This window comes from Sphingomonas glacialis, assembly GCF_014653575.1.
GTDB lineage: Bacteria > Pseudomonadota > Alphaproteobacteria > Sphingomonadales > Sphingomonadaceae > Sphingomonas > Sphingomonas glacialis.
Genome location: NZ_BNAQ01000005.1, coordinates 106785 through 122809, shown reverse-complemented (window position 1 = coordinate 122809; position 16025 = coordinate 106785). Strand labels below are relative to the sequence as shown.

Annotated in this window: 12 protein-coding genes; 7 read left to right on the top strand and 5 right to left on the bottom strand. The window is 66.8% G+C overall.

Annotated features, from left to right (window positions below; genetic code table 11):
• Window positions 1–125: 125 nt before the first annotated feature.
• The 5 genes from IE187_RS15945 to IE187_RS15925 form a co-directional block, all read right to left on the bottom strand.
• On the bottom strand, window positions 126–1889 hold the full coding sequence (locus IE187_RS15945; protein ID WP_189677054.1) for a hypothetical protein: 1764 nt from the start codon (window positions 1887–1889) through the stop codon (window positions 126–128).
• Entirely contained in the window at window positions 1886–3391 is a 1506-nt protein-coding gene (locus IE187_RS15940; RefSeq protein ID WP_189677053.1) for an NAD(P)/FAD-dependent oxidoreductase, read from the bottom strand. The genes IE187_RS15945 and IE187_RS15940 overlap by 4 nt, the downstream gene beginning before the upstream one ends.
• Before the next feature lie 153 nt (window positions 3392–3544).
• Window positions 3545–4501 carry an ABC transporter substrate-binding protein gene (locus IE187_RS15935; RefSeq protein WP_189677052.1) on the bottom strand — a complete coding sequence of 319 codons (957 nt, stop codon included), beginning with the start codon at window positions 4499–4501 and terminating at the stop codon, window positions 3545–3547.
• Complete coding sequence (locus IE187_RS15930) at window positions 4501–5502, bottom strand: cupin domain-containing protein (RefSeq protein WP_189677051.1); 1002 nt, start codon at window positions 5500–5502, stop codon at window positions 4501–4503. The genes IE187_RS15935 and IE187_RS15930 overlap by 1 nt, the downstream gene beginning before the upstream one ends.
• Before the next feature lie 19 nt (window positions 5503–5521).
• Window positions 5522–6412 carry a VOC family protein gene (locus IE187_RS15925; RefSeq protein ID WP_189677050.1) on the bottom strand — a complete coding sequence of 297 codons (891 nt, stop codon included), beginning with the start codon at window positions 6410–6412 and terminating at the stop codon, window positions 5522–5524.
• Between the two features lie 121 nt (window positions 6413–6533).
• Here IE187_RS15925 and IE187_RS15920 point away from each other — a divergent pair, with 121 nt between their 5' ends.
• From IE187_RS15920 to IE187_RS15890, 7 genes are all read left to right on the top strand, one after another.
• A complete protein-coding gene (locus IE187_RS15920; protein WP_189677049.1) occupies window positions 6534–7424 on the top strand; it encodes a LysR family transcriptional regulator in 891 nt (296 codons plus the stop codon).
• A gap of 145 nt (window positions 7425–7569) precedes the next feature.
• Complete coding sequence (locus IE187_RS15915) at window positions 7570–9195, top strand: bifunctional 3-(3-hydroxy-phenyl)propionate/3-hydroxycinnamic acid hydroxylase (RefSeq protein ID WP_189677048.1); 1626 nt, start codon at window positions 7570–7572, stop codon at window positions 9193–9195.
• A complete protein-coding gene (locus tag IE187_RS15910; protein ID WP_189677047.1) occupies window positions 9195–10040 on the top strand; it encodes a fumarylacetoacetate hydrolase family protein in 846 nt (281 codons plus the stop codon). Before IE187_RS15915 ends, IE187_RS15910 begins: the two co-directional genes overlap by 1 nt.
• Window positions 10041–10106: 66 nt before the next feature.
• On the top strand, window positions 10107–12386 hold the full coding sequence (locus tag IE187_RS15905; RefSeq protein ID WP_229839448.1) for a TonB-dependent receptor: 2280 nt from the start codon (window positions 10107–10109) through the stop codon (window positions 12384–12386).
• Between the two features lie 116 nt (window positions 12387–12502).
• Entirely contained in the window at window positions 12503–13798 is a 1296-nt protein-coding gene (locus IE187_RS15900; RefSeq protein ID WP_189677046.1) for a glycoside hydrolase family 1 protein, read from the top strand.
• A gap of 10 nt (window positions 13799–13808) precedes the next feature.
• Complete coding sequence (locus IE187_RS15895; protein ID WP_189677045.1) at window positions 13809–14702, top strand: alpha/beta hydrolase; 894 nt, start codon at window positions 13809–13811, stop codon at window positions 14700–14702.
• Window positions 14699–16012: a glycoside hydrolase family 1 protein gene (locus tag IE187_RS15890; RefSeq protein WP_189677044.1), complete on the top strand. Its 1314-nt coding sequence runs from the start codon at window positions 14699–14701 to the stop codon at window positions 16010–16012. Before IE187_RS15895 ends, IE187_RS15890 begins: the two co-directional genes overlap by 4 nt.
• The last annotated feature ends 13 nt before the right edge of the window (window positions 16013–16025 follow it).

Below are 16025 nucleotides of genomic sequence, written 5' to 3'. Positions count from 1 at the left end.
CACCGCGCACTACGCAGATTTCCGGATCTGCGTCGGATCCCGCCCACCTGCCCTATCGGAACTGTCGCGGCGACATCGGATCGGCGCGTGGCGACAGATCCTGCTAGGCGGTTACGGGGACGCGTCTATGGGTGGTGCGGGTCGGGGACCACGCGCCACACCAGAACGGGCGAACCCGCAAGCGGAATTGGCTGGAGCCAGTCGATCCGTTCGCCACGTTCGAGCCGTGCCCACAGCCCGTTGGGCGCGGCATGTTTGTACATTTCGGTTTCATTCTCACCAGGGCATGCCGCGAGATAGGCCGCGCCACTGGCGAGCACGCGGCGATGCGCGGTTTCGGGCGTGCCCATGAACGTCGCGAGCACGGTGTGGAGCGCCGCGATGTTGCGATGATAGCCCGCCCCGACCGCGCTGTGCCGGGTCCAGGCCAACACATTGGGGGTCACGTCGATCGGCGCGAAAATCCGAGCGGGGGGCAATTGGGCGAGATCGGCCATCTCATGCCCGTGGGTGCATGCTGGCCGCAAAGGTCGTGGCGCGGCCGGCATGGCCTGCAACCCGAAGGCACCCCCCGCCCCCAGCAGCGCGACAAGGGCCAAGCCAGGGGTTGCCGCGACCAGGGAGCCCGCAGTTGCGAGCGTCCGAAGAATAAGCGATCGCACCCCGCGCGCGCGCGTCAACATCGCATGGAGCGCCCACGCCGCCCCCGGCAGCGCCAACGCGTTCGCGGTCGCACCCGAGCGCATCACCAGCAGCGACACCACGAGCGATCCCGCGGCGAGCGCCAGCAGCATCGTCCATTGCGCGCGCGCGCGGCCTTCGCTCGCGCGCCACGCGAACACGCCGCCAACCAACCCGACAATCGGAAAGCCAATCGTCATGAGCGCCGCGCCGGGCGTCTGCTGCCAGACCGGCAGCCCTTCCGAAACGTTATCGTACCAGAATTTGCGGACCAGCGGATCGAGCGCGGCGAACGGGCCAACCAGACATTTGGGCGCGAGGATACCGAGCACTGCCAGGGCCGCTCCACCCGCAACTGCCAACAGCGCCACGCGCGCCGCGCGCGACGCGCGCGGCACCATCATCGCAAGCGTTACGCCGAGCGTCGCGGTGCCAAGCCCAACGATCCAGGCGGGCGAGATCGCGTCGCAAGCGGGTGCGAAGATCGCCGGACCGCGCGTCGCGACGTGGAGCGCGCTTACCAAACCCGTCACCGCCCATACCGCGCCCAACGCTTGCGGGCGTCGCGTCGGGTCGAACGCCCAGGCAAGCACGACGACGCCAAGGATCGCGACGGTGATCGGCATCCCCTCGAGCGAGATCGTCAGCAAAACGGCGAGCGCGAGCCCGACCAGCGCGCCCGAGCGCGCAGTCGGCTTTGCCAACAACGCGGTGACCGCGAGCAAAGCAAAAACGACCTGCCACCCGTGATGGTCGATCCGCAGCGGACGGAGTTGATCGAGCAGCGGGACTGAAAGCGGTGCCAGCAGCACCGCCAGCTTGGCACGCTCGAGCCCGGCAACGCGCCGCGTCAGTTCCGCGCCGAGCGCCAGCACCGCGAGCAGCGTCACCAGTGGCACCGCGACCAAAGCGATCCGGTTGGCGACCGCCGGGCCGAAAACCGGATCGAACACCAGCATGACCATTGCCAGCGGCAGATCGACGAGCCGCGACCAGTGCATCGCGAAATGCCCGTCCCACAGGCGGTGCTGGCCGACATCCCACCAGCTCTGTCCATTCAGCCAGTCGCGAACCTCGAGCAGCCGCATCGCATCGTCGGGATCGGGAAACCACAGATGCGCGATCTGCCGCGACGAGACGAAGATCAGGACGCATGCGGCAATGGCCCAGCCGATCAGGACCGAAGGCCAAAGCCGCTCGCGAGTCACGCCGCCAGCCGCTTGGGCACATGCCGCACGCTGGCGAGCGCGGCCTGCTCGCTGTCGTGACCGGCTTCGTGATATTCGGCGTCTTCGTTGACCGCCCAGATATCGTAGATCCGCTCGCCCGCGACGATGTTGCGCACCGTCAGCATCGCGGTCATCATGGCGTGATCCTGGTTGTTGTAGCGGTGCATGCCGTTGCGCCCGACGAGATGCAGCGTGTCGTAACGCGCCTCGAGCTCCGCGCGCATCGCATCGACATTCGCGCGATAGGCGTCGTCATAGACGGGATAGGCCTTTTCCTGCCGCACGACCTCGCCGCCGACCACCGAGGCCGGATCGCATAGGCCGAGCGTGGCGAGTTCGGCGGTCGCGAGCGCGACCAAATCGGCGTCGCTCGACGACCAGATGCCGTCGCCCTCGAAGCAGAAATATTCGAGTCCGACGCAAGCGAGCGTCGGGTCGGGCACCATTTCGGGCGACCAGCTCCGGAAATTCTGGACACGGCCGACCTTCACGCGGGGGTCGTGGACGTAAATCCAATTGTCGGGAAACAGATCGTCGGCCTTGATCATCAGCGCCACCGTCAGGAAGTCGCGATACCGCAAGTCGAGCGCGAGCGGCAGCGTCTCGGGCAGCGGATGGATCCGCCCGGCGAGTTCGCGCATCGGCGCCGACGAGATGACGTGTCCAGCGTTGAGCGTGCGGATCTCGCCGTCACGCTGCACCGCGACGCGCCAGCGGCCCGTCGCGGCGTCATGGCTGAGCTGGTGGAGCGATGTCGCCATTTCGACGCGGTTGCCGCCTTCGACGACGCGATCGCGCGCGGCATCCCACATCATGCCTGGCCCCTGCCGCGGATAGCGGAAGGTTTCGAGCAAGGACTTCACCGCCATGCCGTCGTTGCGACGCTTGTTGAGACCGAGCGAGCGCTTGATCCCGTCGAGCACCGCGCCGCCGAGGCTCAGCCCCTTGATGCGCTGCGCCGCCCAATCGGCCGACATTTCGCCGCACGGCATCCCCCACACCTTCTCGGTATAGGTCTTGAAAAAGATCGAATAGAGTTTGTGGCCGAACTGGTTGACCACCCACTGCTCGAACGACTTAACCTCCTTGTGCGGACGGATCTTCCAGCGCGCATAGCTCGCCATGCACAGCGTCGAACGCCAGATGCCGAGATTGCGCAGCGCCTCGAACGCACGCAGCGGATAGCTGTAGAATTTGCCTTCGTAATAGATGCGGCTCATCCGCGGCCGCTCGATGAAATCGTCGGGGAGCAGCTCGTTCCACAGGTCGACGACTTCCTTCGACTTCGAGAAGAAGCGGTGCCCGCCGATATCGAAGCGAAAGCCGTCTTTCTCGACCGTCCGGCTGATCCCGCCGACATAGGTCGGATCCTTTTCGATCACCGTCACCGAATAGCCGAGCTTGGTGAGCTGATACGCGGCCGTCAGGCCGGCCGGGCCCGCACCGATGATGGCGACATCGACGGGCTGGTCGCGGTGCATGGAAATCCCTTCGAAGAGTGTCTTCGCCGGTCGGTTTGGCTGCGAAAGTCTAATGTGTGGTTAAAATCCGGTAAGATTCGGTCTTCTGCCTGCCACCCGGTCGTGGAGCGACGGGTCGATCGAGCGAAATTGCAAACCGAGCGGGCGGCCAGGTCAGGCGAACAGGTCGTCGACGCGCAGCGATGGCGGCGCGAGCCCGTCGGCGACCGCATAGCGCAGCATCGTTTCCAGCACGTCGCGATTGCCCTCGACTCCATAGGTCCAGGGATCCGTGCCGAGCGCGGCGTGCGCCTGGTGGACGAAGGAGGGCAGCCACGGCACCATGACCTTGGGGAAATCGCGCGAGTGCAAGTCCGCCGCTGCAATGCTGCGGGCCGCGTCGAAGGCCGCGAACACCGCGTCCGCCAGACCGGCGCGCGCGGCGATCAGACTGCGCCGGACGACCAGCACGTGCATGATCGGGAACAGCCGGCGGCTTTCCCAGAACAGCAGCTCTGCCGCTCGGGGATCGGGCCAGAGCCGATCGACCGGGGTGGCGGGATCGGCGAAGGCGCGGGGTGCGGTCGGGCTGATGACGGCGTCGATCGCGCCCGCGCGCAGCAACGCGTCGAGCGTCTCGGGCGAACGTTCGACGCGCAGCCCCGGCAGCAAGACGAGCGGCATCCGGTCCTCGAGCATCGGCGCGTGGAGGCCGCCGGTGATCCAGGTGATTGATTCGCGCGCGACGCCGTAATCGTCGGCAAGCAAGCCGCGCAGCCACAGCGCCGCGGTTTGCTGGAAATCGACGAGGCCGATCCGCTTGCCCGCCAGATCGGCGGGCGACGCGATCCCGCGGTCGGTCCGCACATACAGGTTCGAATGGCGGAAGCTGCGCGACAGGAACGCCGGCACCGCGCGATAGTCGCGCCGCCCCGCCGCGATCGCGGCGATGTGCGACCCCATCGAGAGCTCGGCGACGTCATAGGCCTGGTCGTGCAATACCTGCCGGAACAGCCGCTGCGGCTCGACGATCAGGAGATCGTGCGCCACGCCCTCGATCGACACGCGACCATCGAGCAGCGCCTCGATCCGGTCGGAGAAGGTGCAGCCGATCGAGAGCGCCCGCTCCATCAGGCGAGCGTCACGTCGATCTGCTCGGCGCGCGTGAGGTTCGCGAGATCGCCCGCGCGGTCATGCTCGGTCGGGAAGCAGAAGGCGGCGCAGTCACTGCCCGCGACATCCCAGAGCTCGGCACCATTGCCGCCCGACGCCGTCGCGACCCAGCGGGCGGCCCCCGAAAGGATCTGCGTCGCATAAGCGGTCCCCGCCGGGATATTGGCCGAATCGCCGCTGCCGAGCTGATAGGTCTCGCCGTCGAGCGTCAGCGCGACCTGGCCGTCGAGGATATAGAGAAACAGATGCGTAGCGGCGTGGCGCAGCGCCGGCATCGTCGCACCATGCCCGCCCTCGATGACGCGCATATCGATGAATCCCGCGCTTTCCTCGGTCGTGAGGACCGCGGTCGAGAGATGGCCGAGCAAAGTGCGGCGCGTGCCATAGCCTGCTTCGAGGAAGTAGGATGCGGGCGTACCCGGCAACTGCTGATCGGCGGCGCCGACCGGGGTGGCCTCGGCATAGACCGGATTGTCGACGCGCATGATGCCGTGCTTGCCCATCGCCGGCCCCATCCGCGAGAAGTCGAACGGCTTGTCGGCGGGCGGCAGCCCGGTCATCCCCCACACTTCGCCCGCATCGGCGAAGAACTGCTCCCATCCGCCGGGGGCCACGACGCCGAAGAATTGCGTGCGCGGGGCGACGCTTTGATAGCTGTGCGTGCCGCCCGGTTTGACATAGGCGAAGTCGCCGGGGGTCAGCACGCGCGATTGATCGCCGCTCCACACCTGCAGCTTGCCGCGGACGCAGAACCAGGTGTCATGCTCGCGCTCGTGCCAGTGCATCGGGATCGGACCGCGATCGAGCGGGGCGTCGCACACCATCGCGCCGAAACCTCCCGCAGTCTGCTCGATCCCGGCGAGCGTGCGCACGACTTGGCCCGCCACGAGATGCGACACGCCCTCGCCGGCGCGCAGGACATAGGGGGTGGCACCGGGCAGGGTTCGATTGAGCGTCATGGCGTTTCTCCTAAAGCAATCAGGCGAACGGAATGGCGAGCTGTGCCGCCTTGCATTCCGCGGTCTTGGGCGGGGCAATGCCCCATTGGTCGGATCGGCCGGGGGGCCAGGTCCAGTCCTCCGGGCTGCCGACGCGATAGCTCTCGTCGACCTGCAACACCTCGGCAGTGTATTCGATGACGAAGCCGAACGGATCGACGAAGTAGGTGAAGACGTTGTCGCCCGGCCCGTGCCGCCCCGGCCCCCAGCCGATCGGAAAGCTGCGGTCGATCATCTTGCCCGCCGCGAGCATCACGCCCTCCCAGGTCGGCATTTGGAAGGCGACATGGTTGAGCGTGTTGACCGGCGCGGTCGAGATGACGATCGTGTGATGATCGGCATTGGTGCGCACGAACCCCATCATCTTCGACCGATCGGTCAGCCCGAAACCGAGCGCGTCGGTGAAGAAGGCGACGTCGCGGTCGACATCGTCGCTGTTGAAATTGACGTGCGACAGCCGCTCGGGACGCGCGGGATCATCGGGCAGCGCGGCGACCGGCGTGTCGCCCTGGACGAGCCGGATCGCGCGGCCCATCGGGTCGCGCAGCGCCAGGACCGCGCCGCCACCAGGCTCGTCGGCGGCGCGCGCCGCGTGCAGCAGCGTCGCGCCGTGCGCGAGCGCCGACTCGCAGAGCGCGGCAGGGTCGCTATCGTCGGCAAGCCGGAAGGTCATCGAACGGATGTCGGGTGCGTCGCCGGCGTGAAGCGCGACCACGTGCGAATCGGTTCCGGTCGCACGCAGCCATGCGCGCTCGCCGCTGCGATCGGCCAGGTCGAGCCCCCATACCGCAGTGTAGAAATCGATCGCGGCGGCGAGATCGGGCACCGTCAGATCGACGCTGCGCAGCCCGGTGATCGGGAAACGGGCCATGATCCTCTCTCCAGCCGCGGATGCGCGGTCGGTGTCGCTATGCGCGCCGATCGACATATCCGCAAATATGCATTGCCTAGAGATGCATAGTCTATGACTATAGCCGTGGACGGAGGCCATGATGATCGATTCCCGCGTCTTGCGCATGTTTCTGGCGATCGGCCGCGGCGGTTCGATCAGCGGGGCGGCGCGCGAGCTCAACATCTCGCAACCCTCGGTTTCGGTGGCGATCGCGCAATTGGAAAAGCAGCTTGGCACGGCCTTGTTCGTGCGGGGGCGGCGCGGGATCGTGCTGACCGATACGGGCACGGTGCTGATGCGCCGCGCCGAGATGATGGAGGCATTGCTGCGCGATACCGAGGAGTCGGTCGCGCTTGCCAGCAAGGGCGTCCGTGGGCCGTTGCGCGTCGGCGGGACGCCCGGCGCGCTGGTCAGCCTGCTGCCCGCCGCGATCAATCGCATGGCGCAAGCCGACCAGATGGCGCTGCATATCATCGAGCGGTCGGACGCGCAGCTCGCCGATCTGCTGCGGCGCGGCGCGATCGAGGTGGCGGTGGTGACGACCGGGATCGAGCCGCCGCCCGAGGATATTACGGAGATCAGTATCGCGCGCGATCCTTTCACGCTGATTGTCGGGAAGGCGCATGACGCGCTGGGGCCGACGGTGTCGCTCGGTGAGATGAGCGCGATGGGGTGGGTGCTGCCGCTGCCGGGCGGCGCGTTCCGGCGGCAGATCGATGCGCTGTTCCTCGCCGCCGAAGTGCCCTTGCCGCTCGACGTGATCTATTGCGATTCGCTGCTGACCTCGATGGCGATCGTGCGCGGCGGCGCGCGCGTCACGATGCTGCCGCGCGGCGTGGCCCGCGCCGAACTGTCGATGGGCGTGCTGCGCGCGGTGCCGGTGACCGACGCGAAGGTCACGCGCAGCATCGGGATCCGCACGCTCCGCAATCGCGCGCTATCCGACCTGGGCGCACAATTGGTAAAGGCGATCACCGCCGTCCTGGCATAGCCTCAACCTATGCTATTCGCAAAATCCAATATTTTACAAAGGGCATAGGAAGCACGCATTGGGGCGCTCGGTGTCATCAGAACACCGCGAGAGGATCCCGATCGATGCGCTGCCACTGCCCGTATTCGTCCCCCGAGACCGTCCGATGACAGTGCCGCCGGCCTATGATCTGGTGATCGTCGGCTGCGGTCCGGTCGGCGCGCTCGCGGCGAACCTCGCGGCGCAGGCGGGACTGGCGACCCTGGTGATCGATCGTGACTCGGCGCCCCACATATTGCCGCGGGCGGTGCATCTCGACCACGAAATGATGCGCCTGTTCCAGGGCGTCGGCCTGGCCGATGCAATCGCCCCGACCATGCGCGAGACCGAGGGACATCTGCATATCGGCGCCGATCACGGCGTGATCCGCTATATGGGGACGGCGGGGCGACCCAAGCCGTTTGGCTGGGCGAACGATTACTTCTTCTATCAGCCCGAGCTCGAAGCGCTGCTGCGCGACGGCTTCGTGCAAGCCCCGACGGTAACCGTGTCGCTCGACACGACACTCGACGGCTTTGTCCAGGACGATGCCGGGGTCAGTGTTAAGCTGGGCCGCAACGGCACGACCGACACGGTCCGCGCGCGCTGGGTAATCGCGTGCGACGGCGCGCGCAGCGATACGCGCAAGGCGCTGGGCATCGCGCTCGACGATCTCGATTTCGAGGAATCGTGGCTCGTCGTCGATGCGCACGTCGACCAGCCGGTGCGCTTTCCCGACCTCTGGGGCGTCCCCGAAGCGGCGAACCTTCAGCAATTGTCGGTGATGATGTGCGACCCGCAGCGCCCGGCGACGATCGTGCCCGGACGCGGCAATATCCGCCGCTGGGAATTCATGCTGCTGCCGGGCGAGGACGACGCCGCGATGATGCAGCCCGACGCGGTGGCGGCGCTGCTCAAGCCGTATCTCGACGGCGTGCCCTACGACCTGATCCGTGCCACGACGTACCGCTTCCACGGGCTGATCGCCGAGCGGTGGCGCGACGGACGCGTGTTCCTGGCGGGCGACGCAGCGCATCAGACCCCGCCCTTTTTCGGGCAGGGCATGTGTCACGGGATGCGCGATGTCGCGAACCTGATCTGGAAGCTCGCGCTGGTCGAACAGGGCGATGCCGATGCGGCATTGCTCGACACCTATCAGGTCGAACGCGATCCGCACGTGCGCAGCGTCGTCAGCGCGGCGGTCGCGGCGGGTCGCTATATCTGCGAACTCGACCCCGAACGCGCCGCCGAGCGCGATGCCGCGATGCGCGCGCAGCACGCTGGCACATCCGGTCGAACCGCGGCGGACCTCATCCCGGCCTATACCTCCGGGGCAATCGCGGCTGGAACGCGCGGTGCCGGTGAGCGCTTCATCCAGCCGTGGATTGGCGGCGACGCGACGATCCTCGACACCGTAACCGGCGGTGGCTGGCGGCTGTTCGCGATCGATGCGGCGGCAACAGCGGATGTTTCGGCGTCGCCAAGCCTCGCCGCGCTGTCCGCGCTCGATCTGACGATCGTCGATGCGGCGGCGCTCGACGACGGGGGTGTGGTCGGGCGCTGGCTCAAGCTTCGCGGCGCGCGCTTCGTGCTGGTCCGCCCTGATTTTTATGTGTTCGGCGTCGCGAACGAGGATCTCGCTGCGCTGCTGATGCAGGCGCGCACCGCCCTCCATTTGCACGCGCCAAAACCGGAATCCGCCGTGGCTGAGCTTTCCGCAGCGGTCTCGGCCCCTGCTCGAGGAGTACGTTAATGCCTTATGTCAGCTTCCGCCGCGTCGATGGCACGACCAGCTATGGCCGGATCGATCATGCGACGATCCACGATGCCGGTGCGGTTGCGGGCGCGCCAGTCGATTTGAAGGCCGCGATCGCGGCGGGTCCGCTGTCGGCCCTTGCGGATGGCCCGGCCATTGCCGCGGCAGACGTATTGCTGCTGCCGGTTATCCCCAATCCGGGCAAGATCCTGTGCGTCGGGCATAATTACGAGAGCCACCGGGTCGAGACGGGTCGCGCCAAGGTCGACAATCCGTCGATCTTCACGCGGTTCGCCGATACGCTGATCGCCGACGGCCAGCCGATCGTGCGGCCGCTCGTGTCCGAGCATCTCGATTTCGAGGGCGAACTCGCGATCGTCATCGGTCGCGGCGGGCGTGCCATCGCCGAGCAGGATGCGATGACACATGTCGCGGGCTATGCCTGTTTCAACGACGCGTCGATCCGCGATTGGCAATGGCACACGTCGCAATTCATCCCGGGCAAGAACTTCCCCGGCACCGGCGCCTTTGGCCCGCAATTGGTGACGCCGCAGGAAGCGGGCGATCTGTCCGGCGTGCATGTCACGACGCGGCTCAACGGCGAAATCGTCCAGGATCAGCCGATCGGCGACATGGTGTTCCCGATCGCCAAGATCATTGCCTATGTCTCGGCATTCACCGCGCTTTCGCCAGGGGATGTGATCGCGACGGGCACGCCCGGCGGCGTCGGTGCCAAGCGCACGCCACCCTTGTGGATGAAGGCGGGCGACCGCGTCGAGGTCGCGATCGGCCCGGTCGGAACGCTCACCAATCATGTGGTCGATGAGGATGTCGCCCACTGAGCCGTGCGTAAAAAACCAACAACAACAACAACAACAACAACAACAACAAAATCAGGAGAGGTCATCATGAACCGCACGCTTGCCGTCGCACTCGCATCCGCCAGCTGGCTGGCTGTCCCCACCATTGCCACGGCGCAGGACAGCGCAGCTTCTACGTCGCCGCCCGCGGCGACCGTGGCCGACCAGACCGGCGCCGATATCGTCGTCACCGCGCAGCGTAGGCGCGAACGTGTGGTCGACGTGCCGATTTCGATCACGGTTGCCGATCAGAAGCAGCTCGAGCGCCAGCAGGTCAACACGCTCAACGATCTCAACCGCATCGCGCCCTCGCTCGAGATTCAGCAGGCACCCGGCCAGAATACCGGCGGCGGCGGCGCGATCCGCGGGATCGGAACGCAGACCTTCTCGGCGGGCGCAGTGGCATCGGTCGGCGTGGTGGTCGACCAGGTGAGCCAGGGCAACGCCAATATCGGCGATCTGTTCGACGTCGCGCGGATCGAAGTGCTCAAGGGGCCGCAGGGAACGCTGTTCGGCCTCACCACGTCGGCCGGCGTCATCAACGTCAGTACCAACGCGCCCGATCCGACCCGGCTCAGCGCGCGCGTGCGGACCGAGCTTTCGAACGACGGCACCGCCGGATCGAAGTTCGGCAATCAGGTCGTGCAGGGCGTCGTCAACGTGCCGCTCGCGTCGAACGCTGCGATCCGTGTGTCGGGGCTGCTCAACCAGCGGCAGGGCGTCAATCGCAACGCGCTGACCGGCGACCTCAACAACGTCGACCGCTTCGGCTTTCGCGGGCGGTTGCTGTGGACGCCGAGCGACGCGCTCACGGTCAACGTGATCGGCGACTACACCAAGTCGCGCCTTGAGAATGGCGGCGACTTCTTCACCTTCGTCCGGGCCGGTGGGCCGGGACCATTCTTCGGCGGCGGCGGGTTCGATCCGGTCGGCATCACCGCGCGGCTCGCCAGCTGTGGCGTGACCGTGGGCGAAGGCAATCAGAACTATTGCGCCGCGCGACCGCGGCTCAGTCGCACCTACAATTTCGGCGGTTCGCTCCAGCTCGATTACGATGCGGGTCCGCTCACCTTGACATCGATCACCGCCTATCGCGTGAACAAGGAGCGCGGCGACGTCACCTCGATCTTCCGCGGCGATCCGCTCGAATTGCAGGTCGAAAACGGCGCAACGCACCGCAATATCGACCTGTTCACGCAGGAATTCCGCGCCAGTTCGCCATCGGGCAACCGGCTGGAATATACGGTCGGCGCCTTCTACTCGCACCAGAAGCAGACCCGGACGCCCGAATCGCTGAGTGTCACGCTCATCCCCGCGCCCAATGTCGCGATCCCGATCGCGCGATCGATCGGCGCCTATGACACGATCGTCGATGAATCGCTCGCCGCGTTCGGGCAGGCGACCTTCCACGTGACGCCGGCCTTCCGGCTGATCGGCGGCGGGCGCATCACCAGCGCCAAGCTGTCGCTCGATCGCAACAATCTGGACCTGGCGACGAACCGGATTCAAGCGCAGCGGTTGAGCACGGAAAAGATCTCGTATCGTTTCGGCGCGCAATATGATCTCCTCAAGAACGCGATGGTCTATGCAACCGCCTCTCGCGGCTTCAAGGGCGGGCAGATCGCGACGCCGGCGGCACCGCTGTCGCCCTACATCGTGCGTCCAGAGATCCCGATGGCGTATGAAGCGGGCCTCAAGGCGACGCTGTTCCGTGGTCTGGTTGCCGATATCAACCTGTTCTACACCAAGGTGACGGACTTCCAGGCGCAGCAGTGCACCACGGTTGCTTCGACTGCCGCCTTGTCGTGCGTTCAGACCAACATCGACGGCGTCAAGACGCGCGGGGCCGAGATCAACTTCTTCGGGCGCGTGAACCGGAACCTGTCGCTCAACACCGGCTTCATCTACGCCAAGGCGACCTATCCGACCAAGTACCTCGGCACCGACGGGACGCAGATCGGCGGGACGCAGCTCGCTTATGCGCCAAAGTACAAGTTCACGCTGTCGGGCGAATATCAGCAGCCGGTGACGACGCGGCTCAACGCGTTCCTGGCGGCCGACACGGTGTGGAAGTCGCGGATCCGCTATGAAGCCAATTCGCGCCCAGAATCGACCTTCCGCCCGCATTGGACGGTCGGCGGGCGGATCGGCCTGCGCACCGAGGACGAGCGCTATCAGATCGCGGTGTTCGCGCGGAACCTGTTCGACGTGCATGAGCCGTCGCTGTACCAGAGCGACTTCCCGTACAACGGTGCGGCCAATGTCGGCGCGATCTATGGTCCGCAGTCCTTCCGCCAGGTCGGACTGAGCCTGGACGCGAAGTTCTGAGGATCGCCAGCGGCGGATCGGTTGATGATCCGCCGCTGCGGTCGACGATCCTGTCCGGCCGTTTCGGCGGCGGGCAACCGGGCGAAGGCCCATGTGCTGCCGCGAGGGAATATCTGGTGCTCGATCGTAGAACCCTCCTCGCGGCGGCGTCCGCCATGCTAGCCGCCCCGGTGGTCGCACAGCCGCGCCGCAGCGGCGGCTTTCCCGCGGATTTCCTGTGGGGCGCGGCGACCGCCGGGCACCAGATCGAGGGCAATGACACCAACAGCGATTTCTGGCTGCTGGAAAGCATCAAGCCGACGATCTTTGCCGAGCCGGTCGGGGATGCGTGCAACAGCTTCGAGCTGTGGACGCGGGATCTCGATCTGGCCAAGGCGATCGGCCTCAACAGCTATCGCTTCAGCATCGAATGGTCGCGGATCGAGCCGGTCGCGGGTCAGTTTTCGATCGCGCTGCTCGATCATTACAAGGCGATCATCGCGGGGTGCCACGCGCGGGGGTTGCAGCCGGTCGTAACGTTCAGCCACTGGGCGGTGCCGATCTGGTTCGCCGCGCGCGGCGGCTGGACCAACCCCGAATCTCCGCAGCTGTTCGCGCGCTATTGCGATCGCGCGGCGCGGCATTTGGGCGACGGGATTGCGCGCGCGGTGACGCTCAACGAACCGAACGGTCTGCTGATCGCCGCAGCCATGGTACCGCCGCAAGCGATCATGGCGCAGCAGCCGATGCTGGCGGAAGCGGCGCGCGTGACCGGATCGCAGCGCTTCGTCGGCGGTCCGGCGTTCGGCTCGGCACGCGAGACCTTGCCGAATTTGATCAAAGCGCACCGGGCTGGGTTCGCCGCGATCAAGGCGGTGCGGACGACGCTGCCCGTCGGCTTCTCGTTGGCGATCGTCGATGAACAGGCCGTTGGCGCAACCGCCCTGCGCGATGCCAAGCGGCAGGAATTCTACGGGCCGTGGCTCGAGACCGCACGGCAGGACGATTTCGTCGGCATCCAGAACTATTCACGCAATCAGTGGGATGCCACGGGCCTCGTCGCGCTGCCTGCGACGGCGAAACGCGATCAGATCGGGAACGAGACCTATCCCGCCTCGCTCGCCAATTGCGCGCGCTATGTCCACGCCGCGACCGGCAAGCCGATCTTCGTCACCGAACATGGCATCGCGACCGAGGACGATCGCGACCGGGTCGCGCTGATCCCGGCGGCGCTCGCCGAATTGAAGCGCGCGATCGACGAGGGCGTGCCGGTGATCGGCTATCTCCATTGGTCGCTCATCGACAATTTCGAATGGGTGTCGGGATATCGCCCGAAATACGGCCTCGCCACCGTCGATCGCACCACCTTCCGCCGTGTGCCCAAGCCGAGCGCCGCCGTGCTCGGCGCGATCGCGCGGCGCAACGCCTTGTGAGCACGCAGCCATGACTCGACAATCGGATTCCCTCCGCGCCGCGATCACCGCGATCACCGCGCTCGGCCGAACGCTCGGCCCGACGACATTGGCGCAGGTTCAGGATCTGTTTCGCGCCGAGCAGGATGCGTACCGCACCGCCCAGCCGGCAAGCGCGTGCGATCTCGCCTATGGCGACGATCCCCGTCAGCAGCTCGATCTCTACGCGCCCCCCGCGTCGGCGACGGGCGTCCCGGTCGTGCTGTGGGTCCATGGCGGCGGCTTCGTGCGCGGCGAGAAGAGCAGCCCGGATCATCCGTTCAACGCGCATGTCGGGCGCTGGGCGGCGCGCTCGGGAATGCTCGGCGCGGTGATGAACTATCGCCTTGCGCCCGAAGCCGTCTGGCCCGCGGGCGGGGAGGATGTCGGCGCGGCGATCGACTGGTTGCGGGCGAATGCCGCCGACCATGGCGGTGATCCCGACCGAATCGTCGTCATCGGCACGTCGGCGGGCGCGGTGCATGTCGCGACGCATCTGCGCTTGCGCGCCGCCGATCCCGGCGTGCGCGGCGCTGTGCTATTGTCCGGGCTTTACGGCTACACGCCGCTCGAGGAGCGCGACGTGCTCTATTACGGCCCGGCCGATACTTATCCCGCGCGCCACCCGCGCGATGCCATGGTCGAGACCGGCGTGCCGCTGCTGATCGCGTGCGCCGAGTTCGACCCGGCCCGCTTTCAGACCGAGACGATCGCCGTGTTGGCGGCGCGGCTCGCGCGGTACGGGCATCTGCCGCGCAGCCATATCGCATCGGGCCACAATCACTTCAGTCTCGCTTGCCATATCGGCGGCGCGGACACGCGGATGACCGACGAGATCCGCGCCTTCATCGCCGACGTCGCGGCACCACAGCAGGAGTCCCTATGACCATCGATCGCCGTACGCTGCTCGCCGCCGGTGGTGCGCTCCTCGCCGCCCCGGCGTTGGCCCGCCGCGCGGACCCGGGCGTCACCGCACGCGCTTTTCCCAAAGGCTTTCTCTGGGGTGCCGCGACTGCGGGGCATCAGGTGGAGGGCAACAACACCAACAGCGACCAGTGGGTGCTGGAGAATGTCGAGCCGGCGCTCGGCCCACCATCGGGCGATGCCGACAACAGCTTCGAGCTGTGGCGCACCGATCTCGACCTGGTGAAGAGCCTTGGCCTCAACAGCTATCGCTTCAGCCTGGAATGGCCACGGATCGAGCCAGGGCCCGGCCTGTTCTCAATCGCGATGCTCGATCATTACAAGGCGATGATCGACGGCTGCCGCGCGCGCGGGCTGACCCCAGTGGTGACCTTCAACCATTACACCACGCCGCGCTGGTTCGCGGCGCAGGGCGGCTGGACGAACGCGCAGGCTCCGGCGTTGTTTGCGCGCTTCTGCGAGCGGGCGGCGCGCCATCTGGCGGGGGGAATCGGCTATGCGATGACGTTCAACGAACCCAATATCGCCAGCATGCTGCCGATCGTCCTGCCACCGGCCTTTTTCGGCCTGCTCAAGGCGAATCTGGCGGCCGCGGCGCGCGCGACCGGGTCGGCCAAGTTCGTCGTGGCCAATACCGTGCTGCCCGAAGATGTGCCGGCGGTGACGCGCAACATGCTCGCCGGCCACAAGGCCGGGCGCGACGCGATCAAGGGCGTCCGGCCTGATCTGCCGGTCGGCATCAGCCTTGCGCTTGCCGATGACCAAGCGGTCGGCCCCAACAGTTTGCGCGATGCCAAGCGCGCCGAACTCTACGGCGTCTGGCTCGAATCGGCCAAGGGCGACGATTTCCTCGGCGTCCAGAATTACGAGCGATCGGTGTGGAATTCGACCGGCAAGCTGCCGCCACCGCCTGGCGCGACACTCAACTTCCGCGGGGCGGAGGTGTATGCGCCCTCGCTCGCGGGCGCGGTGCGCTATGCGCATGAAGCAACGGGCAAGCCGATCCTGGTCAGCGAACACGGCGTCGGCACCGATGACGACCGCATTCGCAGCGCGCTGATCGCCGGCGCGCTCCCCGAATTGAAGCGCGCGATCGACGATGGCGTGCCGGTGCTCGGCTATATCCACTGGTCGCTGCTCGACAATTACGAATGGGGTGCCGGGTTCGACCATGGCTTCGGGCTGGCGAAGGTCGATCGCACCACCTTCAAGCGGACGCCAAAGCCGAGCGCTACCGTGCTCGGCGCCTTCGCGCGGCGCAACGCGCTGTGAGGCGGCGTGCTGC